Source organism: Achromobacter sp. FW305-C-28, assembly GCF_058783235.1.
Genome location: NZ_JBYSYL010000001.1, coordinates 666,767 through 691,828, shown reverse-complemented (window position 1 = coordinate 691,828; position 25,062 = coordinate 666,767). Strand labels below are relative to the sequence as shown.

The 25,062-nt window shown below is 62.0% G+C and carries 37 protein-coding genes and 2 tRNA genes; 22 read left to right on the top strand and 17 right to left on the bottom strand.

Features of this window, described 5'->3' with window-relative positions; all coding sequences use genetic code 11:
* Window positions 1–2 precede the first annotated feature (2 nt).
* Together AC3WMR_RS03135 and AC3WMR_RS03130 are read right to left on the bottom strand one after the other, a co-directional pair.
* Window positions 3–1,712 (bottom strand): terminase large subunit, encoded by a 1,710-nt coding sequence (locus AC3WMR_RS03135; protein ID WP_492262621.1) that lies wholly within the window; start codon window positions 1,710–1,712, stop codon window positions 3–5.
* A gap of 3 nt (window positions 1,713–1,715) precedes the next feature.
* Window positions 1,716–2,177 (bottom strand): terminase small subunit, encoded by a 462-nt coding sequence (locus AC3WMR_RS03130; protein WP_492262620.1) that lies wholly within the window; start codon window positions 2,175–2,177, stop codon window positions 1,716–1,718.
* Window positions 2,178–2,351: 174 nt separating this feature from the next.
* Here AC3WMR_RS03130 and AC3WMR_RS03125 point away from each other — a divergent pair, with 174 nt between their 5' ends.
* Window positions 2,352–2,636 carry a hypothetical protein gene (locus AC3WMR_RS03125; protein ID WP_492262619.1) on the top strand — a complete coding sequence of 95 codons (285 nt, stop codon included), beginning with the start codon at window positions 2,352–2,354 and terminating at the stop codon, window positions 2,634–2,636.
* 388 nt (window positions 2,637–3,024) lie between these two features.
* On the opposite strand, the gene AC3WMR_RS03120 is transcribed toward AC3WMR_RS03125, so the two are convergent.
* The 13 genes from AC3WMR_RS03120 to AC3WMR_RS03060 form a co-directional block, all read right to left on the bottom strand.
* Entirely contained in the window at window positions 3,025–3,792 is a 768-nt protein-coding gene (locus AC3WMR_RS03120; protein WP_492262618.1) for a DNA adenine methylase, read from the bottom strand.
* Window positions 3,793–3,974: 182 nt separating this feature from the next.
* Window positions 3,975–4,068, bottom strand: a tRNA-OTHER gene (locus tag AC3WMR_RS03115).
* Window positions 4,069–4,071: 3 nt separating this feature from the next.
* Window positions 4,072–4,145, bottom strand: a tRNA-Gly gene (locus AC3WMR_RS03110).
* Window positions 4,146–4,257: 112 nt separating this feature from the next.
* A complete protein-coding gene (locus AC3WMR_RS03105; protein ID WP_492262617.1) occupies window positions 4,258–4,899 on the bottom strand; it encodes a hypothetical protein in 642 nt (213 codons plus the stop codon).
* Complete coding sequence (locus AC3WMR_RS03100) at window positions 4,899–5,321, bottom strand: putative PDDEXK endonuclease (protein ID WP_492262616.1); 423 nt, start codon at window positions 5,319–5,321, stop codon at window positions 4,899–4,901. Before AC3WMR_RS03100 ends, AC3WMR_RS03105 begins: the two co-directional genes overlap by 1 nt.
* Window positions 5,318–6,076, bottom strand: a complete 759-nt coding sequence (locus AC3WMR_RS03095; protein ID WP_492262615.1) for a replication protein P — start codon at window positions 6,074–6,076, stop codon at window positions 5,318–5,320. Before AC3WMR_RS03095 ends, AC3WMR_RS03100 begins: the two co-directional genes overlap by 4 nt.
* Window positions 6,048–6,893, bottom strand: coding sequence for a phage replication initiator YdaU family protein (locus tag AC3WMR_RS03090; protein ID WP_492262614.1), 846 nt, complete (start codon window positions 6,891–6,893; stop codon window positions 6,048–6,050). Before AC3WMR_RS03090 ends, AC3WMR_RS03095 begins: the two co-directional genes overlap by 29 nt.
* On the bottom strand, window positions 6,890–7,369 hold the full coding sequence (locus tag AC3WMR_RS03085) for a nuclease domain-containing protein (protein WP_492262613.1): 480 nt from the start codon (window positions 7,367–7,369) through the stop codon (window positions 6,890–6,892). The genes AC3WMR_RS03090 and AC3WMR_RS03085 overlap by 4 nt, the downstream gene beginning before the upstream one ends.
* Window positions 7,360–7,665: a hypothetical protein gene (locus AC3WMR_RS03080; RefSeq protein ID WP_492262612.1), complete on the bottom strand. Its 306-nt coding sequence runs from the start codon at window positions 7,663–7,665 to the stop codon at window positions 7,360–7,362. Before AC3WMR_RS03080 ends, AC3WMR_RS03085 begins: the two co-directional genes overlap by 10 nt.
* Window positions 7,658–7,933: a hypothetical protein gene (locus AC3WMR_RS03075; RefSeq protein WP_492262611.1), complete on the bottom strand. Its 276-nt coding sequence runs from the start codon at window positions 7,931–7,933 to the stop codon at window positions 7,658–7,660. The genes AC3WMR_RS03080 and AC3WMR_RS03075 overlap by 8 nt, the downstream gene beginning before the upstream one ends.
* Window positions 7,934–7,956: 23 nt before the next feature.
* Window positions 7,957–8,484: a phage regulatory CII family protein gene (locus AC3WMR_RS03070; protein ID WP_492262610.1), complete on the bottom strand. Its 528-nt coding sequence runs from the start codon at window positions 8,482–8,484 to the stop codon at window positions 7,957–7,959.
* A gap of 80 nt (window positions 8,485–8,564) precedes the next feature.
* Window positions 8,565–8,735 carry a hypothetical protein gene (locus tag AC3WMR_RS03065; protein ID WP_492262609.1) on the bottom strand — a complete coding sequence of 57 codons (171 nt, stop codon included), beginning with the start codon at window positions 8,733–8,735 and terminating at the stop codon, window positions 8,565–8,567.
* Window positions 8,722–8,916, bottom strand: a complete 195-nt coding sequence (locus tag AC3WMR_RS03060; RefSeq protein ID WP_492262608.1) for a helix-turn-helix domain-containing protein — start codon at window positions 8,914–8,916, stop codon at window positions 8,722–8,724. The genes AC3WMR_RS03065 and AC3WMR_RS03060 overlap by 14 nt, the downstream gene beginning before the upstream one ends.
* An 81-nt stretch (window positions 8,917–8,997) precedes the next feature.
* Here AC3WMR_RS03060 and AC3WMR_RS03055 point away from each other — a divergent pair, with 81 nt between their 5' ends.
* A complete protein-coding gene (locus AC3WMR_RS03055) occupies window positions 8,998–9,732 on the top strand; it encodes a S24 family peptidase (RefSeq protein WP_492262607.1) in 735 nt (244 codons plus the stop codon).
* A gap of 21 nt (window positions 9,733–9,753) precedes the next feature.
* Window positions 9,754–10,161, top strand: a complete 408-nt coding sequence (locus tag AC3WMR_RS03050) for a hypothetical protein (protein ID WP_492262606.1) — start codon at window positions 9,754–9,756, stop codon at window positions 10,159–10,161.
* Here the strand turns inward: AC3WMR_RS03050 and AC3WMR_RS03045 are convergent.
* Entirely contained in the window at window positions 10,154–10,525 is a 372-nt protein-coding gene (locus AC3WMR_RS03045; RefSeq protein WP_492262605.1) for a hypothetical protein, read from the bottom strand. The two genes, AC3WMR_RS03050 and AC3WMR_RS03045, sit on opposite strands and share 8 nt — an antisense overlap.
* 443 nt (window positions 10,526–10,968) lie before the next feature.
* On the opposite strand from AC3WMR_RS03045, the gene AC3WMR_RS03040 reads away from it, so the two are divergent.
* The 18 genes from AC3WMR_RS03040 (at window position 10,969) to AC3WMR_RS02955 (ending at window position 22,436) form a co-directional block, all read left to right on the top strand.
* Complete coding sequence (locus tag AC3WMR_RS03040; RefSeq protein ID WP_492262604.1) at window positions 10,969–11,136, top strand: hypothetical protein; 168 nt, start codon at window positions 10,969–10,971, stop codon at window positions 11,134–11,136.
* Between the two features lie 32 nt (window positions 11,137–11,168).
* Window positions 11,169–11,543, top strand: a complete 375-nt coding sequence (locus AC3WMR_RS03035) for a hypothetical protein (protein WP_492262603.1) — start codon at window positions 11,169–11,171, stop codon at window positions 11,541–11,543.
* A 58-nt stretch (window positions 11,544–11,601) separates the two neighbouring features.
* Window positions 11,602–12,312 carry a hypothetical protein gene (locus AC3WMR_RS03030; RefSeq protein ID WP_492262602.1) on the top strand — a complete coding sequence of 237 codons (711 nt, stop codon included), beginning with the start codon at window positions 11,602–11,604 and terminating at the stop codon, window positions 12,310–12,312.
* Window positions 12,313–12,326: 14 nt separating this feature from the next.
* Window positions 12,327–12,512 carry a hypothetical protein gene (locus tag AC3WMR_RS03025; RefSeq protein ID WP_492262601.1) on the top strand — a complete coding sequence of 62 codons (186 nt, stop codon included), beginning with the start codon at window positions 12,327–12,329 and terminating at the stop codon, window positions 12,510–12,512.
* A 10-nt stretch (window positions 12,513–12,522) separates the two neighbouring features.
* A complete protein-coding gene (locus tag AC3WMR_RS03020; RefSeq protein WP_492262600.1) occupies window positions 12,523–12,927 on the top strand; it encodes a hypothetical protein in 405 nt (134 codons plus the stop codon).
* A gap of 73 nt (window positions 12,928–13,000) precedes the next feature.
* A complete protein-coding gene (locus AC3WMR_RS03015; RefSeq protein ID WP_492262599.1) occupies window positions 13,001–13,222 on the top strand; it encodes a hypothetical protein in 222 nt (73 codons plus the stop codon).
* A 245-nt stretch (window positions 13,223–13,467) separates the two neighbouring features.
* Window positions 13,468–13,593, top strand: a complete 126-nt coding sequence (locus tag AC3WMR_RS03010) for a hypothetical protein (RefSeq protein WP_492262598.1) — start codon at window positions 13,468–13,470, stop codon at window positions 13,591–13,593.
* Window positions 13,590–13,757, top strand: a complete 168-nt coding sequence (locus tag AC3WMR_RS03005) for a hypothetical protein (protein ID WP_492262597.1) — start codon at window positions 13,590–13,592, stop codon at window positions 13,755–13,757. Before AC3WMR_RS03010 ends, AC3WMR_RS03005 begins: the two co-directional genes overlap by 4 nt.
* A 15-nt stretch (window positions 13,758–13,772) precedes the next feature.
* The gene (locus tag AC3WMR_RS03000; RefSeq protein WP_492262596.1) at window positions 13,773–14,672 is read left to right on the top strand and encodes a recombination-associated protein RdgC; all 900 of its coding nucleotides are present in this window, start codon (window positions 13,773–13,775) and stop codon (window positions 14,670–14,672) included.
* Between the two features lie 335 nt (window positions 14,673–15,007).
* Window positions 15,008–15,958 carry a ParB/RepB/Spo0J family partition protein gene (locus AC3WMR_RS02995; protein ID WP_492262595.1) on the top strand — a complete coding sequence of 317 codons (951 nt, stop codon included), beginning with the start codon at window positions 15,008–15,010 and terminating at the stop codon, window positions 15,956–15,958.
* Window positions 15,955–16,161 (top strand): hypothetical protein, encoded by a 207-nt coding sequence (locus AC3WMR_RS02990; protein ID WP_492262594.1) that lies wholly within the window; start codon window positions 15,955–15,957, stop codon window positions 16,159–16,161. The genes AC3WMR_RS02995 and AC3WMR_RS02990 overlap by 4 nt, the downstream gene beginning before the upstream one ends.
* Window positions 16,158–16,583, top strand: coding sequence for a hypothetical protein (locus AC3WMR_RS02985; protein ID WP_492262593.1), 426 nt, complete (start codon window positions 16,158–16,160; stop codon window positions 16,581–16,583). The genes AC3WMR_RS02990 and AC3WMR_RS02985 overlap by 4 nt, the downstream gene beginning before the upstream one ends.
* Entirely contained in the window at window positions 16,580–16,960 is a 381-nt protein-coding gene (locus AC3WMR_RS02980) for a hypothetical protein (RefSeq protein WP_492262592.1), read from the top strand. Before AC3WMR_RS02985 ends, AC3WMR_RS02980 begins: the two co-directional genes overlap by 4 nt.
* Entirely contained in the window at window positions 16,957–17,172 is a 216-nt protein-coding gene (locus tag AC3WMR_RS02975) for a hypothetical protein (RefSeq protein ID WP_492262591.1), read from the top strand. Before AC3WMR_RS02980 ends, AC3WMR_RS02975 begins: the two co-directional genes overlap by 4 nt.
* A complete protein-coding gene (locus tag AC3WMR_RS02970; protein ID WP_492262590.1) occupies window positions 17,169–17,489 on the top strand; it encodes a DUF4406 domain-containing protein in 321 nt (106 codons plus the stop codon). The genes AC3WMR_RS02975 and AC3WMR_RS02970 overlap by 4 nt, the downstream gene beginning before the upstream one ends.
* Window positions 17,483–19,432 carry a DNA cytosine methyltransferase gene (locus AC3WMR_RS02965; RefSeq protein WP_492262589.1) on the top strand — a complete coding sequence of 650 codons (1,950 nt, stop codon included), beginning with the start codon at window positions 17,483–17,485 and terminating at the stop codon, window positions 19,430–19,432. The genes AC3WMR_RS02970 and AC3WMR_RS02965 overlap by 7 nt, the downstream gene beginning before the upstream one ends.
* Window positions 19,429–20,907 (top strand): DUF3850 domain-containing protein, encoded by a 1,479-nt coding sequence (locus AC3WMR_RS02960; RefSeq protein ID WP_492262588.1) that lies wholly within the window; start codon window positions 19,429–19,431, stop codon window positions 20,905–20,907. Before AC3WMR_RS02965 ends, AC3WMR_RS02960 begins: the two co-directional genes overlap by 4 nt.
* Window positions 20,908–21,236: 329 nt before the next feature.
* Complete coding sequence (locus tag AC3WMR_RS02955) at window positions 21,237–22,436, top strand: tyrosine-type recombinase/integrase (protein ID WP_492262587.1); 1,200 nt, start codon at window positions 21,237–21,239, stop codon at window positions 22,434–22,436.
* A gap of 92 nt (window positions 22,437–22,528) precedes the next feature.
* Here AC3WMR_RS02955 and AC3WMR_RS02950 read toward each other — a convergent pair whose 3' ends face one another.
* On the bottom strand, window positions 22,529–23,422 hold the full coding sequence (locus AC3WMR_RS02950; RefSeq protein WP_492262586.1) for a cation diffusion facilitator family transporter: 894 nt from the start codon (window positions 23,420–23,422) through the stop codon (window positions 22,529–22,531).
* 445 nt (window positions 23,423–23,867) lie between these two features.
* On the opposite strand from AC3WMR_RS02950, the gene wecB reads away from it, so the two are divergent.
* Window positions 23,868–25,028 carry a non-hydrolyzing UDP-N-acetylglucosamine 2-epimerase gene (gene wecB, locus AC3WMR_RS02945; protein ID WP_492262585.1) on the top strand — a complete coding sequence of 387 codons (1,161 nt, stop codon included), beginning with the start codon at window positions 23,868–23,870 and terminating at the stop codon, window positions 25,026–25,028.
* Window positions 25,029–25,062 lie beyond the last annotated feature (34 nt).

The following is a 25,062-nucleotide window of genomic DNA, read 5'->3' as shown; positions in this document are numbered from 1 at the left end:
TCTCAGATAAAGCGAATGCCGCGAGTCTCGTACACCGACCGACCGCTTGCTTCTGGGTTTAGCGCCATCAGGTGGCTCGCATCGAAAAGACCCATGAGCGGATCAATCTTGGCAGTTCCACTGGCTTGTTTCGTGATCAGAATTGAATTGGCCCGCTGCTCGACTCGGGCGTTTCCTACGCTCCAGGCCATCAAAGCAGTGCCCCCGTGTAGAAAAGTGCCTTCCGCTAGCTTGCGTTCGACCGTCTTGATCGTGCCGCCCATACGCCACCCCTGCGACACGCCCACAAGCAGTTCTTCGGGAATCTCTGCCTCAGCGAATGCTTCAGCGAAGGTGATACCGCTGGGATCGGCGCCGACACCCTCCTTTTCAGGGAATAGGCCAGCATCGAATACACGCCGGATGATCGCAGCCAGTTGGGCCACGTCCTCGCCGATCTTGCTAACGATGACTAAGTCTTCATCTCGTTCGAAATCCCGCAGACGAGGCGCGATTTCTTTGCGGCGCTCAAGCACTGACGGGTGCGCCCACGCTCGGCCCCAATGCAGCCATCGACCGCTACCCTGTTCTCGGCCAACCAGGCCTAGACCGAGCAGGTCGTCCAGTCCTCCACCGTCAATACCTCCCGTCACTACCTCGACCCGGCGCAGGAAGTCGTCCAACAGACGCAGCGATCGATCCGCCTGCGCCTCCCAGTGATCCGCGCCAGCCCAGCGGTCGGATCGCAGATTCAGGCCGATTTCGACATTTAGGTGCTTTGCCAGGAACTGCTGGAAGCTTCCGTCAGTCCTGGCGCGCATCAGCTTAAGCTGATCCTCCAACCACTCAGCACTTACGGACCTGCCAATATTGGGGTTGGTGAAGTAGAAATTGGCGGGGTCCAGATACGCCTTGGATTCAAGCATGTCATCTGGGAACTCGTACAAGATCCCCAGCGTCTTGGGGTCCACCACCTTGCCATCTCGCACATCCCGCCAGTAGGCCAGCTTTTCCTTGAACACCCCTGCCGGCGGATCGTCACTTTGCGTGGTCAGGTAGATAACCCAGCCCTCGTCGCGTGATACCTGACCGCCCAGCGCTTCCATGAACATGGCGACGGCGTTCGCACGCTTGCCGAATAGCCAAAGCTCATCAACCAGAATCCTGCCGGATTTCTTGCCAGATACCGTGTCGGTGTCAGCTGCAACAACTTTCAGACTGTTGCGTGTCACGCGGTGCGTTATGGTTCGGACATGATCCTGCACATGGAACATCTCCGACAGTTCCTCATCTGCGCGGACCATTGCAGCGGCAGGCTTGAAGCTGTTGTCGGCAACCTCTTTCGTCGGCGCCAGGATCAAGTGCTCCTCTTCCTGGCGCCAGCAGATGATCACCGCCGTTAGCATGATGCCGGCGGCAATGGTGGACTTCGTATTCTTCTTGCTGATGAGCAGGCCATACTCACGGATCAGCTGCTTACCCGTGTCGGCCTCATAGCCGCCAAAGATGGCGCGAACGAAGTCAAACACCCATTCTTCGGAGCATTCGCCAAACGTCTGATGCCGGTACTCACCGATGGCGTCGTCATAGATCTGCGGGAGGTCGACCACCTTCAACTGCTTGAAGATGCCCAACGCATACTCGGCTTGGTCGGAAAAGATCGGCGGCGGAATGATTGACTTGCGCGCCCGCAGCCGATCCGCCCAATCTGGGCACGCGGTTGTCCAACCCATGGCTTAGCCCTTCCCAACAACACGCAGATGCGGAGGCCGTGGCGGCGCACCAAACTTACCGCCAGCCACAGCCGCGTCGGCCGCCTTCTTCTTGGCGTCCTTCTTGCCCGGCTCCCCGATCTTTCCATGGACGTAGGGAACCCATGCTTTCGCTGCATCCACGCGCAGCTTCATGTCCTGTTCGGGATCGTTCGCGACCGCCTTCAGGAACTCCAACGGATCGGAATAGAGCGCGCCCAAATCCGGTAGCGAAATCGGCTTTCCCGCGGCTTCGGCCTCTTCCTTCAGCTTGTTAACCTGGTTAACACGGCCCAGGGCTTCCTGGATGTCCTTGTCTTTCATCAGGCGGGACGCTGCAACGGCCGCCCCTTTTTCGCTGTAACCCGCATGGATAGCGGCTTTCGCACCGGACAGGCCCGACTGCAACGCCTGCACAAAGCGGCGCTTTTTGTCGGTTAATGCCATTAGCAATCTCGGTTAACAAATCCGGTTAAGGGAATATTTTCTGCGCGTGAGGGAACAGGTGGTTTCCAATGATGCGACCCCTCGGACTTTCGCCCCCCCCCACCCCTTCGGAGGGGTCTGCGGGCCGCCCACAGGGTCGCCATGAGGCGGCCGCCACGACGCCCGGCCCGCGCCATGCCTTCGCAGGAAAAGCGCTCTCACGGCTTCTACTGGCCTGCTGACCTACTGTCGATGCCGATACCCAAGATCGCTGCGGGTTTTCAGGTCGTGACACCCAACCTTGCGGCCCTGGCTATCTCGATGGACACAGAGGATCTGCGTGTTGGCGTCGGTATCTTCGCCACCATCGAAGAGGCCTACCTTGTGGTCCAGCTCGAACCCTTGGGGGTACACCGTCAATGCCCCGCAATGCGCGCAATGGGGGTCAGCGGACCAAACACGCAGTCGCCGCTCTTGTAACCTACGCCCAGTCATCCGCTTAGCGCTGGGTGTTGGAGCGTGCGCCAACCTTGCGGCAGCCACAACCAAACGAGGCTTGAGCGTCTTGAGCTTCATGGTTTGCGCACCTTGACGTGGGGCCGTAGGCCGCGCTTGACCCAGTACATCACCTTGTCTGGATTCGGCTCTACGCCCGTCAATGCGCTGGCGATGGCTACGCCCTGTAGATAAGGGCGTAGCCACCAAGCCAGGCGGATAGATAACTCAATTGTCGTGACTGCCATAAGGAAGCCTTTCATGTGCGTGCCGGGTGCCACCAACTGCACACCGCCCGGCGCGATGATCCCTTCCCCGCGCGTCATGCCCAACGCGCGGCCCTCGGTGGCGAAGGTTCGGATTAGGTGGGCCGTCAGTCGGCCCAATTCTGAATCAACAGTTCACTGCGCGGTACCCCCGCGCCGCCGCCGACCGTGTACCGGATATCCAGTACCTGCATGGGGAAACCTGCGAACGCCTCACGCATTTTCGGATGATCGTTGACGCTGACCAGGGCACGGCCTTTCATGGTGCGCATGGCCTCGGCCATTGAGGCGTATTCCTGTATGCCGAACTCGACGCCATAGCCGGCCGTAGCCCAATACGGTGGGTCCATGTAGAACAGCGTATGCGGCCTGTCATAGCGCTTGATGCAATCAAGCCACGGCAGATGCTCGACGTATATGCGCGCAAGCCGCAGGTGTGCTGCGGACAGCGTTTCCTCCAGCCGTAGCAGGTTCAGGCCTGGCGGGGAGGTGGTTGCTGTGCCAAAGGTTTGCCCTTCCAGCTTGCCGCTGAAGCAGTTCTGCATCAGGTAGTAGAAGCGGGCTGCGCGCTGAATGTCGGTCAGCGTCTCGGGCCGCGTTTCCTTCTGCCACTTGAACATCTGCCGGCTGGTCAGCGCCCACTTGAACTGGCGCACGAACTCTTCCAGGTGGTGCTGAACCACGCGGTAGAGGTTGACCAAGTCGCCGTTGATATCGTTCAGCACCTCGACCTTGGCCGGCTCCGGCCTAGCGAACAGCAGCGCCGCCCCACCGGCGAATGGCTCGACGTAGCAGGAATGCTTGGGAAAATGGTGGAGAATCTTGTCGGCCAGGCGGCGCTTGCCACCCAGCCAGGGAATGATCGGTTTTGCCACTTGTGAGCGTCCATGTAAACTGGCCGCCGCCTGTACAGGTGGGACGGCCTTGGGTCGATCACGGGTCAGTCCGTGTTTCGGCTGTCAGTCGGGGAACTCGCGATTCTCCGGCTGTCGCCGTCTTCTATAGCTTCAATGCAAAAGCCCCGACCGGACGTATCCGTATCGGGGCTTATGTGTAGATGTGCGGCCGGAATTGAACCGGCGTCCTCATGCCGCGCTTCGTTCTCGTTTAACTCTGCGCACCATGCGCTCTATCCGCTGAGCTACGCCACAAAATGGAGCGGGCTGCGGGGTTCGAACCCGCGTAGGAGGCTTGGAAGGCCACAGCCTGACCACTCGGCCAAGCCCGCAGAAATGCAAAAACCCGCCGGCTTTCGCTTGGCGGGTTTTGTTGGACGCAGTAATACACCGTATCCGTTAAGGGCCTATATTGAGGGTAAAAAACCACATCGTCAAGAGAATTTATTCAGCCCCTGTCGCATCGAGCCACCCGCAGTCCCGCAACCGCTGAGTAAACGCTTGGCTGGCCTGCTGATGCAAGCCAACCTCGCCATCCGCCCCGAACAGCCACCGCTTGAGCTTGGTGTGATGCGCACTGACAGTGCGCTCATCGACTTTGTGATCTTCTGCCAGCTTCGACAAAGTGACCTTAGCGCCAAACAGACGCTGAATAAGCATCGAGCGCAGCCGATCCTTCGAAACGCAGCCAGACAGCGCACCGGCCGCCGCGGCAGTGGTGAGGTCACGTACTGCATTTGCCCACTCCTGATTGAGCTTCAGGCCAGAGCAGCAGGACACCTTGCAATCGCAGGGCAATTGTTGGGGCGCCGCGCTCGCGATAAGCGCAGCCTGTTGAATCGGCTTCAACTGAGCGAGTTCGATTCGCACCATGCCTGCCTGCCCTGCACCGTCCAGGCCGCTGAGCCCTTTCCCGGGACCGACAGCAGGGCCAGCCGCTTTCTTGTTCATCAGCGGCCTGTCGTACTGTTGCATCGAGTAGTTGAGCGCGAACACCAGGGCTGCGTGGGCACTCTTGAACAGAGGCTCGGCCTTGGATGCCCCGGCCGGCACCGAGGAAATGCGGGAAATCGTCAAGGTAGTCATCAGTAGATATCCGGTGAAAAAGTAACTTTCGCGGGCAGCTTCTCCCGCAGCCACTGCATGGCGGCATCCCACCCCAGGGTCACCGTGTGGCGCCCCCGGACGGGAAATGTCTTCGGGTTCAAGTCGTGGGCGTCCAGCATCACCAAGTCGCCCACCGTGCCTGTGCGCTTGTAGACCAGCACGGGGATTCCCTCCGCGCCGGCCTGGTTCATGGTCTGACGCCACCAGGCGGGCAGGCAAAGCGTGTTTGCGTGCTTGCACTCGATGCTGATACGGGCATAGGCCGGGTCGTCGGCTACCACGTCGCTGTCGTTTTCGTGATTCCGCACCCGGCGGCGCCATGCAGCCCCCGTCGCTTCGGTCAGCTGGTTGGCGATTCGGCGCTCGTAGGCAGCGCCCTTGTTGCGAGATAGCGCGCTCATGCCTGCGCCCCCTGCTCCACACCCATGCGCAGCGCGTTGTGCGCCATCGCCACGACGCCCGGGGAGTAGCGCCGCCCCTTCGGATTCTGCGTCTCGGCGATGATCCGCTTCCAACCGCGCAATGGATCGCGCCCAGTTTGGTTCATGATGCCTGTCGCCCCAATCTTGCGCATCTGCTCTTCAGCCTGGGCGCGGCTTGTTGCCGTCACGGGCGGGGCAGGCAGGGCCTTGACGATGGCCGGAACCGGCTTCCACTCGCCACGGGCCAGCACCTCATTGAAAGTGCGTTCCCAGCGGGCTTTCATCGTGGCATAGGAGCAATGCTGCATGTCGTGCGCCCCCACTTCCACTGCCGCCCAGAAGATGGCCGGATGCGGCCAATTGCCCTGTTCACCGTTGTGCCGGGCCACCATCCCAGCAGCGGCCTTGTGAAATGCCACCTCGGGTTCCAAGTCCGGACGGCAGGCCCGGATAAACACGCCCAGCGTAGGTGTCCAGTCGGGAGACATGCGCCGGCACATACGCAACCCTTCGGCCACGTCGCGTGGGGTCAGCCGCTCTTCGTCAAACCCCTCCGCCCAAGCCTGCTTCCAGTTCTCAATGCTTTGCATGTCCGGGAAGCCCCGAAGCCAACGCTCCCCGTACTGACCCGAAAGCCGGTTCCACAGGTGGTCGATCAGCGAAATGCCTTCCAGCTTCGCCATGGGCACGGCCCACATGGACTGCTTAGGCGTCGATTGTGCGGTCATCGTCATAGCCGTTTGCTCCTGAGGTGCGATTGCGGTTCACGTGTGCCGTGGGGTTGAACTTGCTGGGCCGGGACGAAGCTCCGACTACGACTCCATTCGGTGCGAACAGGCCTTGCCAGCTTCTGCCGATGGCATGGGCAATGACGGACTCAGGCGCGTGCCCCTGCTGCCGGAAGCCGGCCAGGTCGACCACTTGCTGCTTGGCGGCTTCTTCGGTCAACGGCTTGCGGATCTGCACTCGGTGACGCACCCAGCGCCCCCACAGTTCCGCATCGAGCCATTCCGGCAACTCCAGGCTCATCGGATCGAACCCTGGCGAGCGCCTGCGCACGCCTTTGACGGTTCTTGATGGTTCTGACGGTTCTATGACGGTTATATGCGGGTGCAACCCGTTGCACCCTTTCGTGTCGCCGTTTGCACCCTTTACGTCGTCAGTTGCACCCTTTATGTCGTGGTTTGCACCCTTTTCCGCTTCTTCAACGGGTGCAAAATCTGCACCGCTTTCTTGGCTGGGAGCGGCCGGTTTGAGGGATGCAAAATCTGCACCCTTTATCCAGGCCTCGGAAATACGGTACTCACGGCGCATATTGCGCCCCCCATTGCCGGCGTTGACCAGAATCAGCCAACCCGCCTTTTCCATGCCGCGCAGCTGGTACTGCACTGCCCGGACGGACTGACGCGTCTTCTCGGCCAGGGACGCGATGGAGGGATAGATACCGGTCCCGTCGTCGCTGGAATGGTCCGCGAGCGCAAGCGCAAGGATCATTTCCCCGCCGCCGTTCGGATACCGGTCAAACACCATCCCCATGACTTTCACGCTCATGGCGACTCTCCATACAAAAGTTGATACCCGCGCTCCGCTTCCTCGGGCCATTTGCCCATGGCCATGACCCGCAACCGCGTAAGACGCAGGGCGGGGATGAAGTAGGACAGCTTCAATGCGAGCGGGGCGGTAGATTGATCCAGGAAGTAGTGGCAGCCGCCGCAGGCGTGGGCCGTGGCCCAGTCATGGGCCTTGATCCCCTTCCCCTTCCCGTCGCGGATTCGGTTGGAATGGGCTGCAACTGTCGATTCAGTGCCGCCCCAGCAATACTTCGGCACCCGAGTAAGACACTCTTGGTCCTTGGCGAGAGCCAGCAGCGCCGGGTTGCGGTAAACGGTCTTGGGCGGCTTCTTGCCCTTCTTGCGCGCCTTCATCGCAGCCCGCGGCGGCGCCATGGGCTTGGCCCGCATCATCGGGACCGCGCTGCGCTTCATCGGGGTTTTCTGACGCAACGGCGTGGAGCGCTTCAACGACATGCCGCCCCCGTCTGCACCTTGGCCCGATACCAAGCCGGCCAGCGCCAGGCGTTCGCGTGTCGCGTGACCAGGCCAGCGCGAACTGCGTCGAACAAAAACGAGTCCACTGCCCTGGCTGCAGCGTCTTCTCGGGTGGTCTTGGGCCAGGGCTGCACCGCCACCAAAGCAGGCACAACCAGCGCACGCAACGCCGACACATCGACACGTCGCGGCGTGCCGATGATGGCCTGGCGCACCGCCTCAACCGTCTCCGGCGGCACGCGGTAGCCCTTGAACATGTGCAGGCAGTCAGGCATACAGGCCGCTCCATTTCACGAACGGCTTGCGCACCGCCTCATGGAACAACGTGGCGGCCCTGGCGTTGTGGTCCAGCTGGGCGCGACTCTCGACGCCGCACACATCCCGAACGAACTGCGCAGCATGCTGGCTGGGGGCCACGCCCAGCGGGGCGGCGCCGATGCGGGATTCAACCCACCGCTGAAACTTCGCGTTGCCGCACATCATGGCCGCCACGCGAGACAGCGCCGCCCCCTTGCCCGCCGCAGGCGCGCGTACTGCGCGCACCGGGCGTCCAGAATCTGCACGCGTCAGCATCCCAGCCTCGCTTTATCGCTTGCGGCGCGCACCACGTTGCGTTCCAGGCGCTGGGCCTTCTCCACGATCTTTCGGCACTCGATCACGATGGCCGAGGCGTCCGCCTCGCAGATATCGCCATCAGCCAGCGCTTCAATCGCCACCGCCGACAGTTCGCCGTTCAGTTGCGACATCTCCATCACCTTCTGGCGAGCAGCGTCCACTTCGTTTGAATGCAGCGGCGCCGGGGGCAAGACATTGGCGGACACGCCGTGTCGCAAGTTCAACGCCAGCAGCCAATCCCGTGCGTAAGCCTCGCCCCCCTGCTTCTCCATCATCCATTCGGTGGCGAGTTCGAACAGGTCCAGGGACATGGATTGGCCTTTCACCCGGCGCAGCTTCTGGCGCAGGGTTTCCGCATGCATCGACACGCCGCGGCGGTTCGTCATGAAGGCGGCCAGTTCTTCAACGCCCCCGGGCGTCTTCTGCACGCCGATATACAGCGCGTCATGCGGATCAATCTGTGTGTAGCGATGGGTCATGAGGTCTTACCTTGAATTCCGGGTGCGATCAGGGTTTCGGGCTTGTCGCCCCCGCCCTACGATGTGCGACATGGAACACATCACGGCACATCAAGCGGGCCTATCTGGATCGCGCCAGGCGCGGGCGGCGTTCGCGTGTCGTTGGGATCGTGCGAGCGAATCAGATGGAGCGGCAGCGCGTGCCGGTTGCAGATGTCTTCCAGCAGATCGCGCAGCACCTCGCCAGCAGTCAGCGCATCAGGTGATTGCATGGGTCGCCTCCCGGGGCTTAGGCGGAGGGAACAGGTCGGGCCGCGCGATGCGCAGGAACTGCCGGCGCGCCTTGGGAATACCCTTTGTGCGCCATTGGGAAATGGCGCTAGTGGTGATATCGAACAGGCGGGAGGCTTCCACCGTCCCGCCCAATGCATCAATGATTTCCGAATCGGTCATAGGCTCTCTCCTTGATGTATCTTAGTTCACTAAGATTTTAGGGTCAAGCCAACTAAGCTAATAATTGTTTAGCATCCTAAGATGGCATTCCAAGATCGAATCAACCTCGCCTTCGAGACAGAAGCGGCGCGCCGCGCAGTTGCCGGGCTCCCTCGCCTCACGAAAACGGAACTCTGGAAAGCGGTGGGCGCGACCTCTGCCGCGGCAACTCATTGGTTCAATGGCGCCAATGGCATGGACCTAGCGTCATGCTTCAAAGCCGCCCCTGTTCTCAACGTGAGCGCGCAGTGGTTGTTTGACGGTACGGGGCCGATGCGGCCGGAGCACGGGGCCACGAAGGAAGGCCCGAATCAAATGGTGCTCGCGTCTGCGACACGTCGGCGTGAGGTGGAGATACCCCAGTTTGAAACTGGCGGCGCAATGGGAAACGGTTTGGAACTGAGAGACCAGCCTGGGATCATCCAAGCCTGGCACGTCAACAGCGAATGGCTGCACAAGAACGTGCCGACTTACTCCGCTAAGGAAAACCTCTGCATCGTGACGGGGTTCGGTGATTCAATGCGTCCGCTATTCAACCCCGGTGACCCGCTAATCGTGGACCGTGGGGTTAATTCGGTTGAGTTTGACGCCGTTTACTTCTTCCGCGTTCACAACCAGGGCTACATAAAGCGGTTGCAGGCCATACCCGTGGCAAACGGGATGATAATTCGCGCGAAATCTGAAAACAGCAAATACGATTCGTGGGACATCACCCCGGATATGGACTTTGAGGTCTTTGGCCGAGTCCTAAAGGTGTGGTGTAGTCACGACTTCTAACTCTTCTAGGGTTCGTGACTCATGAAAAAAGCGCTTTTTTTGGCCTCTGTGGTTTCCCTAGCCGGCTGCACTACTTATGACTTGAACCTGATGGCTCAAAAAAGTGGCGCTGTTGGAAGAGGGCAAGCAAAAGCCAACGGTGCCACTGCGACAATTGAATTGAACGGGAAAACCTACACCGGGCTTTTCTCTTACCGATCCGACGCGACTTACTCTGTTCCGTCCATCAGCCTCGCCGACGACCTTCCGCCGCCGATGGAGGCTAAGCGGGAAAAACTAGGTTTCGTGGGCGGTAACGGCAGCGTATTCGCACGGGCTGGCGATGGCAGCGGGCTGCGCTGCATCTTCGCGTTCAACCCTCGCCTACAAATGGGTTCAGGCGCGTGCCTCGACGACGCCGGAACCACCTACGATATGCAAATCAACTGATTGCTTTTGCTACCGCGGCGGGGGCCACTGCCTTCGCCGCAACGGCAGCTACTCCTTCAAGCGCCGGACCGGATGATGCGCCAAAGACAAAAGAATGATCCACGTTCATCCAGCCGGCGGGCAGTTCCATAGCCAGCTCAATCTCCTTCGCCATCTCGCTGGGCAAAGGCGCCTTCCCACAGATGCTGTTGCGGATGGCGCTTTCGGTGACCAAAGCGCCTGCGCTTATCAACTTACGCGCAAAGCCCGCGACGGTAGGCACTTGGTCCGTATAGGCCCGCGCCAAAAGCAGCTTTAGATTCTCGGCTCGAACTGCGTTCGCGCGCTTATCCAACGTCGCGCCCGACACCATCAACATCTTCACCGACCGACTTATCCCACCGCGCATCCCTGCTGCCTCCACTGGCTGATCTTCAGCGACCTTTCAGATACGTATCTGATTGTGCCATAGGCCTTTCGCTAAATAAATCTAAGTTGGCTAAGTTTTTCTTGACTCTCTAAATCTTAGTCTACTAAGATGTAAGAACGGAATGGCTCTTAGGCGAAAGCCCAATGCCCCCGCCGCTCTTTAACAACCGAGGCCGCCCGCCCCCACCGGGGAAGGGCGAAACAGGACAAGCCAGGCGCCAGCGCGCCCCCCCGGCCCCTGTGTGCTTGGCCTACAGCCAGGCAACGCCCAGCCGGGCGTGGCGACGATAACCCCGGCATGAAATCCGATTCCGCTGAAAAGCGGGTTTCGGCCAGCGCTGCGAGTCAGCGCTTACCGAAGCCAACACCTCACCCCCGGTGGGAAACAGGGAGAACAGCATGCACCGCTACTACGTCGCAAAGAATCTGGGCGATACATCGGGATTTAACACCCTCGCTGTCGATTCGGCCGAGGCCCTGGACCTGTTCGCCCAAACGCGCGGATGGGAACACTACGACGAAATGGCCTGGGTCATGGGCGACTTGTGGCTGGCATTCGTTGCCTAAAAGCCAGGCCCGCAAGGGGCCAGGAGAACACCATGCAAAGCAATCTGATCCTCACCGCCGCACAGGCCCAGGCCGTATACAGCGCCATGTGCGCGCTGAACAACGTCTGCGCCCGAGTGCAGGTATCCAGCCTGGATTCCGACGGGCTGGAAGTGCGCGAGCACAGCAAAGGCGCCATCGTCATCGGCTACCTCGTCGGCCATGCCCAGCGCGGCACCGTACTGGAATCCCACGCCGATCAAGCCGCCTTCGCCGCCGCCTACGGCCTGGCGGGAATGCCCGATCTTCCCGGCCTGGTCGAGACTGCCACCGACGCCTTGCGGCTGATCGGAAAGCTGGACCCGGCGCACCCGAATGCCGTCGCCGTGCACCAGCGTCTCGGAATGGCCCTCAAAGTCGCCGCCTGACCACCCCCACCCGCCCCGGGTGCCGGGGCAAATCCCTCCCCTCTAGGACACACCCCTCATGGAACTGAAGATCAACATCGACCTGGAAGCCGCCCTTGCCCAGGCCCTAGCGCCCGAAAAGCTCCAACCCATTCTGGACAAGCACATCATCGGAGCCATCACCAGCGCCATTGATGACGCCACAGGCTATCGCAGCACCTTCCGCACCGCCCTCAAGGAACAACTTGCTGGCGCAATGCCGCACGGCATCGAGATAGCCGATGTCGCCAAGTTCCAGCATGTTTTGAATGAAGTGTTGCGCGATGCGGTCCACGGCCACAACGCGACCACCCTGACTACCGCGCTGGCAAAAGCCGCCGCCAGCGTGATGCCCGACATGCCCGCCACCGTCAAGCTTTCCCAACTCATGGAGGATGCACGGCACGGCTTGCACGTCGAAGAACACGGGGCGTTCTACGCGCTGTTTGAGCAACAGTATGGGTTCTCGCACCTCTACCTTGACCACAGGACGACCAAAGGGAGCCTGTACGGAAGCGGAACCAGCGAGACCAAAAAATACGCCGCAGACTACCGGCTCGATTTCGACCAGGACGGCCACTGCTACTCGCTGAAACTGAATGGCACGCAGATCACCCCCTTGTCTCTGCCCCATGCTGTGGGCGGATTTGAAGCCACCCTGCTTGCGCTGTACGTCGGCCGCACAAAAATCGAATTCGATATGGACGCGGATGACGTGGAGTACGCCGCGCGCGGACAGTACGACGACTGACCCAGGGGCCGACCATGAACGAAGCCGAAGCCCTCTCCCGGGCAATCTCCGTACAACTCGCCGCCGCCGTCGCCATCCACACCACGCACGGCGATATCCCCCTCGATGACGAAATGCGCGCCGCAGTCGACAACGCAGTGCGCCCCATCCTCAAGCGCCGCTTGAATGCGGCCATCGTCGAAGCTCAACCCCAGCAGTGAGGAAATGACCATGAGTACCAACGGCTTGGCCCGCCCCTTTCAGGTGGCCATCAACAGCACCTGCTCGGGCGCGTGGCCCGTTATTTACGAACCCTGCGTGGACAAAAACGAGGGGGAATGGAACCGCGAGGTCGCTCAAACGAACACCGCCTTCGTTGAAACGGACGCTCATCGCCAGTCGGGCAAGGCGGCAACATGGAACGAAGATCCCAGTGCATTCCAGCCCACCGAGAACAGCGCCGAAGAAATCGCAACTGCCTACCTCATGGCGGCAGCGCCGACGATGGCCGACGCGCTGCGCGCCGTGGCACTGTCGCCCAGCGCCCCCCGGCACCTCAAGACCTTGGCGCGTGCCGCGCTGGCTACCGCCGAAGTGCCTGCGGTGCTGCCCCAGGCTGATGCTTGCCCGGAGTGACAGCCCCGGCTCATGCCCCGCGTGCGGGGTATCGGCAGGCGCTGTTGCCTGATCCCCCTCCCAAGGAATCCCCGTGAACCGTAGACCCAACCCCCAGAAGGAAGTCGACGCCTGGAACGCCCGTGTACAGGTCGGCGACATCGTCGAATACAGCGAAGTGAAGGGGCTGACTCCGCCCAAGACGTTCAAGACCAAGACCCCCGCCGAAGTCTTGAGCGGACACACCGCAGTCGTCTGGCTGGAAGGCAAGAGCGGCTGCGTGTGCGTCACCCACTGCCAACCCATCACCGCCTGACCTGGAGCCACACATGGTCAAGTTTCTCGAAGCCCTGCTCGACATCATCGCCCCGATCCTTAGCGTGCTGGATCGCAACGGCAAGCTGTAAGCCCCGCCCTGCCCCGCACGCCGGGGCGGCTTCGGAGAGCGGGCCGGCGCCGCTTCGTCACCGGCGCAAAGAGTGACTTTCCCCTGGAAGTGAACTGATCGGGCCTCCGGCCTGCTCTCCGAAGCCTCACCACCGCGCATCCGCGCAAATCCCCATGACCTACATCGAACCCCTCGCCTGGGGCCTGGGCCTGCTCGCCTTCGCGCGGCTGGTGCTGGCTCCCCTTGGCGACTACCTCTCACGCCGCTACGTCGCGGCAGACCCCTGGAACCCGCAATGACACGCAAATTCCTGCGCCTTCACCGCGAACTGCTGACCAATGCCGCTTTCTGCCTGATCGCCCTCGCCATGCTTATCTCGGGCTACGGCGAACGGCAGCAACGCGATGAATCCATCCAAACAGCCCAGGACGGCGGCAAAACCGCCTACGCCGCGAAGGGCTAAACCGGAGCCTTCCCCATGTGGTTCAGAAATCTGAAGATTTACCGCCTGTCCAGCGCCTGGCAACTGTTCGGCGATGACCTGGAAGCGGCCCTGGAGCGTCAGGCTTACCAGCCTGGCAACAACCTGGAAATGCAGGCCCTGGGCTGGATTCCCCCGCGCGAAAGCGGCGGCCTGGCCCACGTCGTGGGCGGCCAGATCCTGCTGACCCTGCGCGCTGGCAAGAAGCTGCTGCCGGCCTCGGTTATCAACCAGGTCGCCAAGGCCCGCGCCCAGGAAATCGAAGAGCAGCAAGGCTACAAGCCCGGTCGTAAGCAGATGAAGGAAATCAAAGAACGCGTCACCGATGAGCTTCTGCCGCGCGCCTTCAGCGTCTACCGCGATACCCGCGTGTGGATCGACCCGATCAACCGCTGGCTGGTGATCGACGCCGCAGCATCGTCCAAAGCCGATGAGGTGATCGGCCTGCTGGCCAAGTGCGTGGACCCGTTCCCTCTCGAAAACCTCTACGTCGCGCAATCGCCCGCCTCGGCTATGACAGGCTGGCTGGCCGAAGACGAAGCACCCGCCAACTTCAGCATCGATCAAGACAGCGAACTGCGGGCCTCTGGCGAAAGCCGCGCAGCAGTTCGCTACCTGCGGCACTCCATCGACGCCGACGACGCCCGCCGCCACATCCAGGCCGGGAAGCAATGCACCCGGCTTGCCCTCACCTGGGCCGACCGCGTTTCCTTCGTGTTGACCGAATCCCTGGATATCAAGCGCCTGTCACCGCTGGACGTGCTGAAAGAGGGCAACGACGCCATCGCCACCAACGATGACGAGAAATTTGATTCGGACATGACGCTCATGACCGGCGAACTGGCCAAGCTATTGGCTGAGCTTGTCGATGCCCTCGGCGGCGAAAAGCGCATCTAACCCGCGTACGCCAACGGGTGTGGAACCCCATCGTCGCTGACCGTCTGTACCGCCGCGACAACCGAATGCGCTGCGCGCATTGCTTCCTCTGCTGTACGAAACGGACGCGGTGACAGGACCGTGAATACCCGCGCCTTTCCCTCGCCAGTTGTGGGCTTAGTAGTGACATGCGCCACCGCCGGTTCATCGCCACTTTGAAACGCACCCGCATAGACGACGAATTTCCCAAAGACTCGATCACTCATTGCCGATCTCCAGATTGGTCAATGGACGAATCGTACCCCTAATCAATGGACATTAATTCTAGAGGCCGCATGGCCCGCCGAGGCTCCTCCATGACCAATCCCCCCGCATCGTTCAAGACGATGATCAAGGACGGCACGATCAAGCGCGCCGACGCCATGAAAGTTCCCTACGTGGTTATCCGCGTGAAAGAGGGTTTTAACCTGCGCGACCTGGATGCCGACTACGAAGCAGGCATCGAAGAACTGACCAAATACATCATGGCCGGCGGCGTGATTCCCCCACTGGAAGTCGTGGCACTGCCGGACGGTTCCGGCGTGGAAATCGTTGATGGTCACCGCCGCTACGACGCCCTCGGTCGCGCAATCGCCCGCGGCATGCCGATTGAACTGGTCGCCATCATCGGATTCCAGGGCAACGAAACGGATCGACAGGCCCGGATCTTCACCAGCAACAAGAACGCCCTGCTGCGCCCCCTGGAGGCCGCGCGAGGCTTCAAGCGCTTCCGCGGCGCGGGCCTGGACAGCGGGGAAATCGCCGCCATCGTCCATTGCAGCCGTACCCACGTTGAAAACTATCTTGTCTTGGCCGACGCCGAACGCGACGTCCAAGACCTGGTGCGGTCGTGCAAGGTGTCCGCCGAGGTAGCAATCGATGCCGTCCGCAAGCTGGGCGCCTCCGCTGGCGATTTCCTCGCCGGCAAGGTCGATCAGGCCAAAGCCACCGGCAAAGCCAAAGTCACCGCCAGCACCATCAATGGCCGCGCGCTGCCCCGCAAAGTCGTCTCCCCGCTCATCAGCAGCGTGGATACCTTCGTCAAAGCCCTGGCCCCCCAACAGCGCGCCGCCATCTTGGACGCCCAGGAAGGCCGCGTAGCAAGCGAAACCATCACCATCCCTACCGCCGCCCTTCTGGATCTGTTCCAGGCCCATGGCGCCGTTGAAACCGTCCGCGCCAAGCAAGCCGAAAAGCAGCGCCTCGCCGCCGAGGCCACCGCAGCAGCCGGCCAGGTGTCGATCCCCGAAGGGGAACCCGCAGCATGATCAAGCTCACCGAGTCCAGGGGCGCCGCCCTCTACCTGGCCGCCGACGCCATCGCCAGCATTCAGCAGGCCGGCGCCAGCAGCGCCTGGCACGGCATCCGATCCTACGTTCGCACCTTCGAGGGCAAGACCTACGAAGTGCAGGAGGATGCCCGCGAAATCAACGCCGCGGTGGAAGCCGCCGAGCAAAGGAAAGAATCATGAACACCCCCGCCCCCAAGACCACAACCGCCCCCGATGAAGCGCTTAGCAGCCTCATGGGCGCCGCCCTGAACGTGCCCGTTCCCCTCATCCAGGCCGCCCCCGTCCAACGCGACAGCGATGGCTACTGGACGCACCCGGCGCACCCCGATTTCGAAGAAGGCGAAAGCGTCGAGGCCGCCGCCTGGTTCAACGCCCAACAGCTGCAAACCCACATCGCCTATCTGGAAAGCGAAGCCGAGGACCACCCCGCCTATATCAACTATTGGGGCGATGACCCGGACTCCAACATCAGCGCATGGGAACCACCCCGCCCCGAGGGCGAAGGCTGGTTCGTCCTGTCCATCCATGACACCGAAGACTGGGGGCCGGTCTGCATCTGGGTCCGCCGTGCGGCCCAGCAGGGCAAAGGCGGCGAGGAATGACAAACGGCCTCGATGTCCTCAACCAGTTCACGAAGGAAGAAATCATCGCCTTCGTGCGTGAAAAGGGGATCTTCCTGCGCATCAGTCGCCGAGACCTGCTTTTCATCCGCTGGAAGACTGCTAGCGAGAAGCTGCTGGCCGACTACGGCGCGGAGTTTTCCCGCTGGGAAACTGACAAGCCCGACTTCGCGAAGCGCGACGCACTGGCCGCCCAATGTAACGCGACCACCGACACCCAAGAAAAGCTCCGGCTGCTACGCGAGATCGAACCCTACGACAAAGCTCTGCACGGCCACCTGACGCGCACCAAGAAGCTGGATGCCCGGCAGAAGGCCGTGGACCGTATGTATCGCGACATCGAAAGGGAGGCAGCATGACCACGCCCACATCAGCATCGGTCCTGGTCACCTTGAAGGTTGAGGTGCATGTCGGCGCTTGGAACGAGACAGCAACGTTTGCCAGCCTGCGTGAACAGGTAATCCGCGAGGCAAAGCAAAGCTTGCGAATCGCCCTCCAGAATCACAACGACATGGCAATGGTCGGAGAACCCGTCGCCATTCAAGTTGTCCTTGCGGGTGACAGCAAATGACCATTCGAACCTACCTCGCCGGCCCCATGACGGGCCACCCCGAACTCAATTTCCCCCTGTTCCACGCCGAGGCCAAGCGCCTGCGCGACTGCGGCCACGATGTGGTCAACCCCGCAGAAATCAACCCTGACATTACGTCTGGCTGGGCTGACTGCATGCGCGCCGATATCGCCGCCCTCGTGACGTGCGATGCCATCGCCATGCTCCCCGGCTGGGACAAGTCCCGCGGCGCAACCCTGGAACACCACATCGCAACGCAGCTGGGCCTGGTGGTAATCCACCTGGCGCCGGCCCAAATGGAGCATTCGGAATGCTGACTCCCCAGTTCGTCCTCGGGATTTCCACCAAGATCGTCGTCGACATCTTTGCCGGTGGCGGCGGCTGGTCGACCGCGTATGAAATGGCCACCGGCCAGCACGTCCATATCGCCATCAACCACAACCCCACCGCACTGAGCATGCATCAGGTCAATCACCCGCAGGCCAAGCACTTCATCGCCGACGTGCGCGAAGTCTGCCCGCGCCAGGCTACCGGCGGGCAGGCAGTAGGCTGGCTTCACCTGTCGCCCGACTGCACCGATCACAGCCAAGCCAAGGGCGGTCAGCCGCGCGACAAGAACATCCGCGCGCTTGCCTGGGTGACTGTGCGTTGGACCGGGACGGTAAAGCCGGACATCGTCAGCCTCGAAAACGTGGTCCAGATCCTCAAGTGGGGCCGCCTTATAGCCAAACGTGATCCGGCAACTGGACGCGTGGTCACGCTGGACCTCGTGCGTGACCCCGAGACAGGCCGCATGGTCAACCGCGTGGCGGCCCCTGGTGAGCGCGTGCCCGTACAGAATCAGTATCTGATCCCGGATTCCAAGGACTTCGGACGACACTGGCGGCGCCTGGTGGCGATCCTGCGCAGCCAAGGCTATGCAGTCGATTGGAGGGAACTGAATGCCGCAGACTACGGCGCCGGCACCAAGCGCACCCGCCTGTTCATGATGGCGCGCCGAGACGGGCAACCCATCGTCTGGCCGTCCGCCACCCACTTCAAGATGCCCGGCAAGGGCCAGCGCAAGCGGCGCGAAGCAGCTGATGGAATCGACTGGAGCATTGAAGGGAAGACCATTTTCGACCGTCCGCGCCCCCTGGCTGACGCGACTATGCGGCGAATTGCCCGCGGCTTGAAGCGCTACGTACTGGATTGCGCGGATCCGTTCATCGTGCCCATTGCCAACTGGAGCCGCGACGCATCCCATTCGACGCGCGAACCAATCAGCACCATTACGGCGAAGCCCCGAGGCGGGTCGCATGCAGTCGTGGCTCCGTCGCTGGTCCCCGCCACTCACCAGGGCGCGGATCGTATCCACACCCTGCAGGACTCCGCCCCCACGATCACCGCAGCACACCGCGGCGAATTGATGCTCTCCACGCCAGTACTCATCCAGGCCGGATACGGTGAACGTAAGGGACAGGCCCCGCGATGCCTCGATCTTCATCAACCCATCGGCACCGCCACCGCCGGCGGCATTAAACACGCCGTCGCCGCGGGCTATCTCGTGCAGGCTGGGCACGGCGAGGGCAAGCCTGGCGCCAGGCGTTGGAGCTACGGCTGCAACGACCTAACCGACCCGGTTGGCACGCTGACAGCGAGCAACGGCGGTTTTTCGGTAGCTGCGGGATTTATGGTCCAGGCCAACGGTGGTTACAACGCCACACCGGCTCACGACCTGCGACAGCCAGCGTCCACGATCACCAATTCCGGCAGCCAACAGCAGCTCATCACAGCGCACCTAACCACCCTGCGGCACCATAGCACCGGGGCGCAACTCACGGACTCCCTCGGCACGATGGCGGCGGCCGGTCAACACCACGCGCTGGTTGAATACGACCTGTCGGCTGAGCATGAGGCCGGCGCCCTCCGCGTAGCCGCGTTCCTGATGCGCTACTACGGCGAAGGCGGCCAGCTGGGGGACCTGCGCGAGCCGGCCAGCACCGTAACCACCAAGGACCGCCTGGCGCTGGTGACCGTCTACATAAAGGGCGCCCCCTACGTCGTTGTCGACATCCGGCTGCGCATGCTAACGCCGGCCGAACTCTACAACCTTCAGGGGTTCCCCCCCAGCTACATCATCGACCGCGGGCACGACGGGCGCCGGTTCACCAAGACCGAGCAGGTCCACATGGTCGGAAATAGCGTCAGCCCACCCCCGGCCATTGCCCTGATTACCGCCAACGCACCCCGCGAACTCTTCTTGAGGATGGCAGCATGACCAATCAGAACCTGAACAACGCCGCCCAGGCGGCAATCAACAGCATCCCGGCCACCACTTGGTGGCATCAGGATGGCTACGCGGTCACCAACAACGCCAGCGGCCAGGATCTCATCCTGCGCGCCGACGCCATAGCAGCCCTGTCCAAGCTGCGCGCGGAGGGCGTGCAGGCGGGCGATGAGGATGCGCCGCCGATAGCCCCGGACGATGAGACGATCTCGGCGGACTGGATCAGCGCCAGCGACTGCGATGGCATCGCTTACGACGGCCCGTCGTTTGAACGTGGCTACCGCGTGGGGGAAATCGCTGAGCGGGACCGCGCCGCCCTGGCAAGCGCCCCTGTAGACGATGAGCGGGTGGTGGTCCAGGCTGCACCGAGTCGTCAGTACCACATCCTCAAGACAGACCCCGAGGTTTTCCAGGCGGTCCTGTCTGGCGCGAAGACGTTCGAAGTCCGTCTGAACGACCGAGGCTATGCCGTTGGTGACGTGCTGGGCCTGCGCGAAACGAAGCACACCGGCGCGGAAATGCGAGCCGGCGCGCCGCTGGTGTACACCGGGCGCGAGTGCCAGCGCTTCGTCAGCCATGTGCTGACGGGCTACGGGCTTGCGGATGGGTGGTGCTGCCTGTCGTTCAAACTGCCTCACGCTGACGGGGAAAGCGCCCCTGTAGCCGATGAGCGGGCTTTGCGGAAAGCTCTGCAAGACTGCGAGGCACGGCTGGCGCTGCTGGTCCACTCCGGACGCGGCAAATTGCTTGACGCCGTGGCGGCTGAAAATGCCCGCGCCGCCCTGGCAAGCGCCCCTGTAGCCGGGGAGGCGCAGCCGGCGCAAATAACCGCCCGACGCCCCAGTGGTGTCCTGTCGATGGACGGGGCCAGCCTGCATATGCAGCGCGACGGCAGCTGCCAGATCATCGTCGCAGAGGACGATTTCACCCTGGAAGATGATCGAAGCGAAGGGCCTGACGGCCCCGAGGGCAGCGTCCATTGGGTCGCACGCCTACCAGCCAGCGAACTGACCGCGCTACGCCACTTCCTGAACGGGCACGCCCGCCCCTCCGATGACGATCTGTGGGATCAGACGCTGACCGAGCGCGACGATTACCACGACATGGCCGACAAGCTGGCGAACGCCATCGCTGACCATCTGCTGGTGGCAATCGGCGAACACAGCAGCAGCAACTGCCCGTGGATGCGCGCCCTGGAAGCTATCGAGAATGCCGCGCCCCAGGCCATCGAGGCTGTGCGCAATGCGGCGCTGGAGGAAGCGGCGCGGCAGTGTGAGGATATCTACGGCTGGAGCGGCGCGTTTTCCGCAGGGGTCATGCATCAGAACGTTCTGGACGCGTGCGCATCTGCCATCCGCGCCCTCAAGCGGCCCCAGGCGGACAAGGCCGCGCCGGTCTGCTCCTGCCCCAGCGGTGACGGCTCCCTGCGACCGTGCCCTGTGCATCAGCCAAAGGAACCCCAATGACAGCCCTCTACCTTCTCGCCCTGCCTGCGGCAATCATCATCGGCGCCCTTGTCGGCCTGGTGATGTCGCCGCATCGGCCCAAACGCCCCCGGGTGTGCCGGTGAATACCGAATCGCAATTTGCAATCTCTAGAAGCCCGCCATACGCGGGCTTAGTTTTGGAGGAGCTATGCCAGTCAGACATTTGACCATCAGGAAGTTTTCGGATGAGTCTGGCTATACTGAAGACGCCATCCGCACCAAGATAAGGGACGGAATCTGGCCCGAAGGAACCATTTGGGTAAAAGCACCAGATGGCCGGGTTCTCATCGACACCGAAGGATACGACGCATGGGCAAGCAGTACGATGGCGTTCGGCCAGCTTCCGACTCGTCCATCGAAATCGATTTCTACTACGCGGGGCAGAGGTGCAGGGAGCGCATCAAGCTCCAGCCCACCCCCGCTAACCTGAAGCGCGCCGCGAACCATCGCGCCGCCGTTTTGGACGCAATCACGCGCGGCATCTTCAGCTACGCTACGACGTTCCCTGAAAGCAAGAACGCCGCAAAATTCTCCCCAAAGCCTGTCGGTCAGACCGTCCAAGCCTATTTGGAAAGCTGGGTAGACGGCAAAGCCAAAACCATCAAAGCCAGCACAGCAGACGGCTACAGAAAGGCCGTCAATGGCCGCTTGGTCCCATCCCTCGGCCGCCATGAGTTGGCCGACCTTCGCCGCGCTCACGTCCGCGCAATGTGCGAAGGCATGGCCGCCACGAACAAGCGTATTGCCAACGTGCTGTCCGTCTTGCGTACGGCGCTGGATGACGCCGTAGTTGACGAACTGATCGAAACCAACCCCATCGCAGGCTGGACTTACGCCAAGAACGAGCCACCAAAAGAAGAGGATGATGTCGATCCCTTCACGGCGGCGGAACAGGCAGAGATTCTGAAAGCCCTGGACGGCCAGGGCCGCAACCTAGTTCAGTTTGCGCTTTGGACGGGCTTGCGCACGTCGGAAATGGTCGGCCTGCGCTGGGAAGACGTGGATATGGCGCGCGGCGAAATGCGAGTAAGACGCGCGACAACCCAAGCAGCCAAGGGCACGGCCGAGGTGCCGAAGACCAACAGCAGCAAGCGTATGGTGAAGTTGCTTGGCCCCGCCCGCGAAGCGTTGGAGGCTCAAAAGGCCTTTACGCTGTTGGCGAACGCTCATGTCTTCCTCAATCCCCGGACCAACGCCCCCTGGGAAGGCGATCAGCCGATCCGCAAAACCCTATGGCAGCCAGCGCTCAAGCGTGCCAAAGTTCGTTACCGCGTCCCGTACCAAACCCGCCATACTTACGCGTCTATGATGCTGTCGGCTGGCGAGCATCCGATGTGGGTTGCCAACCAGATGGGCCACGCAGATTGGGGGATGATTCGGCGCGTGTATGGCCGCTGGATGCCCGATGCCGCCCCCGACGCCGGCTCCAAGGCTGAAGCCTTGTATGGCAATACGGACGGTCAACATTTGGTCAGCATTACCCCCAAGACCCGCATAAACACTGGATAGCCCGGGGGTTCAATTCCCCCCGGCTCCACCAAATACTGCGATGTCGCCAAAATGGCCAACCTTACCGGTTGGCCATTTTTTTTATGCCCCTTTCAGTGAATGTGCTCCGCGCCCGAGCGGTCGGTGCGCTCCATCTGCAGGGTGGTGTGGTGCAGGTCGAAGCCTTCCTGCAGACGCTGCTCGATATCCACCCGGACGCTTTCGCCATCGGCGCCTTGTGCCAGCACCACGTGCCCGGTCAGGAGGGGCTGCTTCTGCGTGATCGCCCACAGGTGGATGTCGTGCACATCCGCCACGCCCGGGGTTTGCACGATGGTGTCGCGCACGGCGCTCAGGCTCATGCCGGGCGGCACGCCTTCCAGCAGCAGATTGATGCATTCGCGCAACAGCACCCAGGTTCTCGGGAAAACCATGAAACCGATGGCCACGGCCAGTGCGGAATCGACCCAGCGCCAGCCCGTCAGCCAGATGATGACCGCCCCCGCAATGACGGCCACCGAGCCGAGCATGTCGGCCCAGACCTCCAGGTAGGCCCCCTTCACGTTCAGGCTTTCATCCTTGGCGCCAGCCAATAGGCGCATCGACACCAGGTTGATCACCAGCCCGGCGATGGCCACGACCAGCATGCCGCCCGACTGGATGTCGGGGGGTGCATCCAAACGCCGATATGCCTCGTACAGGATGTAGAAGGCCACGCCCAGCAGCACCAGCGCGTTGACGGCGGCAGCCAGGATCTCGAAACGGGCGTAGCCGTAGGTGCGCATCAGGTCCGCCGCCTTGCGGCCCGCCCGGATCGCGATCAGGGCCAGCAGCAGCGCGATGGCGTCGGTCATCATGTGCATGGCGTCGGAGATGAGCGCCAGGCTGCCTGTCCACAGGCCGCCGACGACCTCCACGATCATGAAGGCGCTGGCGAGCCCGAATGCGATCCACAGGCGGGATTCGGGCAGTGCGCGTAGTTCGCCGTGCTGGTGGCTGTCGCTCATGCTTGTCCTTGCTGGCGCCGCGGCGGTTGCCGGGCCTGAGCTGTATGAGAAAGCCTGAAGTAGCTATAACGTCAAGAAGCAATGCAACGGCCGTTCACGATGTCGGGATTATTCAAAAATGAATGATTATTTCTGGCTTTACCCGGGCAGTCGTCAACGCGGAACGATTAATCCCGCACATTATCGGCAAGGTTTATTACTGGTCTATTAGTAACTAAACGAAACCCCATCGGATATACCGTGATACCACATTGGCAGCGGATTGAAAGCTGATGCGGCACCATTTATGCACCCGGGAGAGCGTCGCTTTCATCTGTCCCCCGAAAATTTCGCAAACTGTTGCCAGCCATTCGGAAGGTCGGGAAATACTCCGTCACATATTACCAATACTTTCAAGACATAATAAACGCAAGAAAATGCCACCGGCCTGGGCCGCTCACCCGCGATGAAGATACTTTCCCTATTCGGAACGCGTCCTGAAGCCATCAAGATGGCCCCCCTGGTGACGGCGCTGCAAAAAGAGCCGGAGATCGACAACGTCGTCTGCGTCACCGGCCAGCACCGCCAGATGCTGGACCAGGTACTGGCATTGTTCGATCTGCATGCCCAGCACGACCTGGACATCATGATGCCCAACCAGACCCTGAACGGCCTGTATGCCCGCCTGATCAGCCGCGTCGACGAGGTGCTGGAGAAAGAACAGCCGGACTACGTGCTGGTGCATGGCGACACCAGCACGGCATCGGCCTGCGCGCTGGCGGCGTTTCACCGCCGCATCCGCATCGGCCACGTGGAAGCAGGCCTGCGTACCGGCAACCTGGCCATGCCCTTCCCTGAAGAAATGAATCGCCGCGTCGTGGACGCCATCGGCGACCTGCTGTTCGCGCCGACCGCGGAGTCGCGCAGCAACCTGCTGCGCGAGAACCTGGCCGGCCGCATCACGGTGACCGGCAATACCGTCATCGACGCACTCGCCATGACCTGCGCCAAGCTGGCCCCCGACGGCCCGCTGGCACAGGGACTCCAGGCCCGCTATGACTGGCTCGACCCCGAGCGCCGCCTGATGCTGGTCACCGGCCACCGGCGCGAGAGCTTCGGCGGCGGGTTCAAGAACATCTGCGCCGCGCTGGCCGAGCTGGCCCGCCGCGAAGACCTGCAGATCGTCTATCCCGTGCACCTGAATCCGCAGGTACGCAATGTGGTCATGACGGACCTGGCCGGGTTGGACCGCGTGCACCTGATCGACCCGCTGGATTACCTGGATTTTGTCTGGTTCATGCAACGCGCGCATCTCATCCTGACCGATTCTGGCGGGGTGCAGGAAGAAGCACCGTACCTGGGCAAGCCGGTGCTGGTGATGCGCGAGGTCACCGAGCGCCCGGAAGCCGTGCAGGCCGGCACCGTCGCCCTGGTCGGCACCGACACGCAGCGCATCATCGCCGAAGTCAATCGACTGCTGGACGACCCCACGCTGCACGCCTCTTTTTCGCGTCGCATCAATCCCTATGGCGACGGCCACGCCAGCCAGCGCATCGTTGACGCGCTGTGCGGCCGCCCTGTCGCCGAGTTCGATCCCTATGGATCCCACGCCGGCACGCCGGCCTGACGCCTTCTGCCCCGTCTTCCCCGCCCGGAGCCCC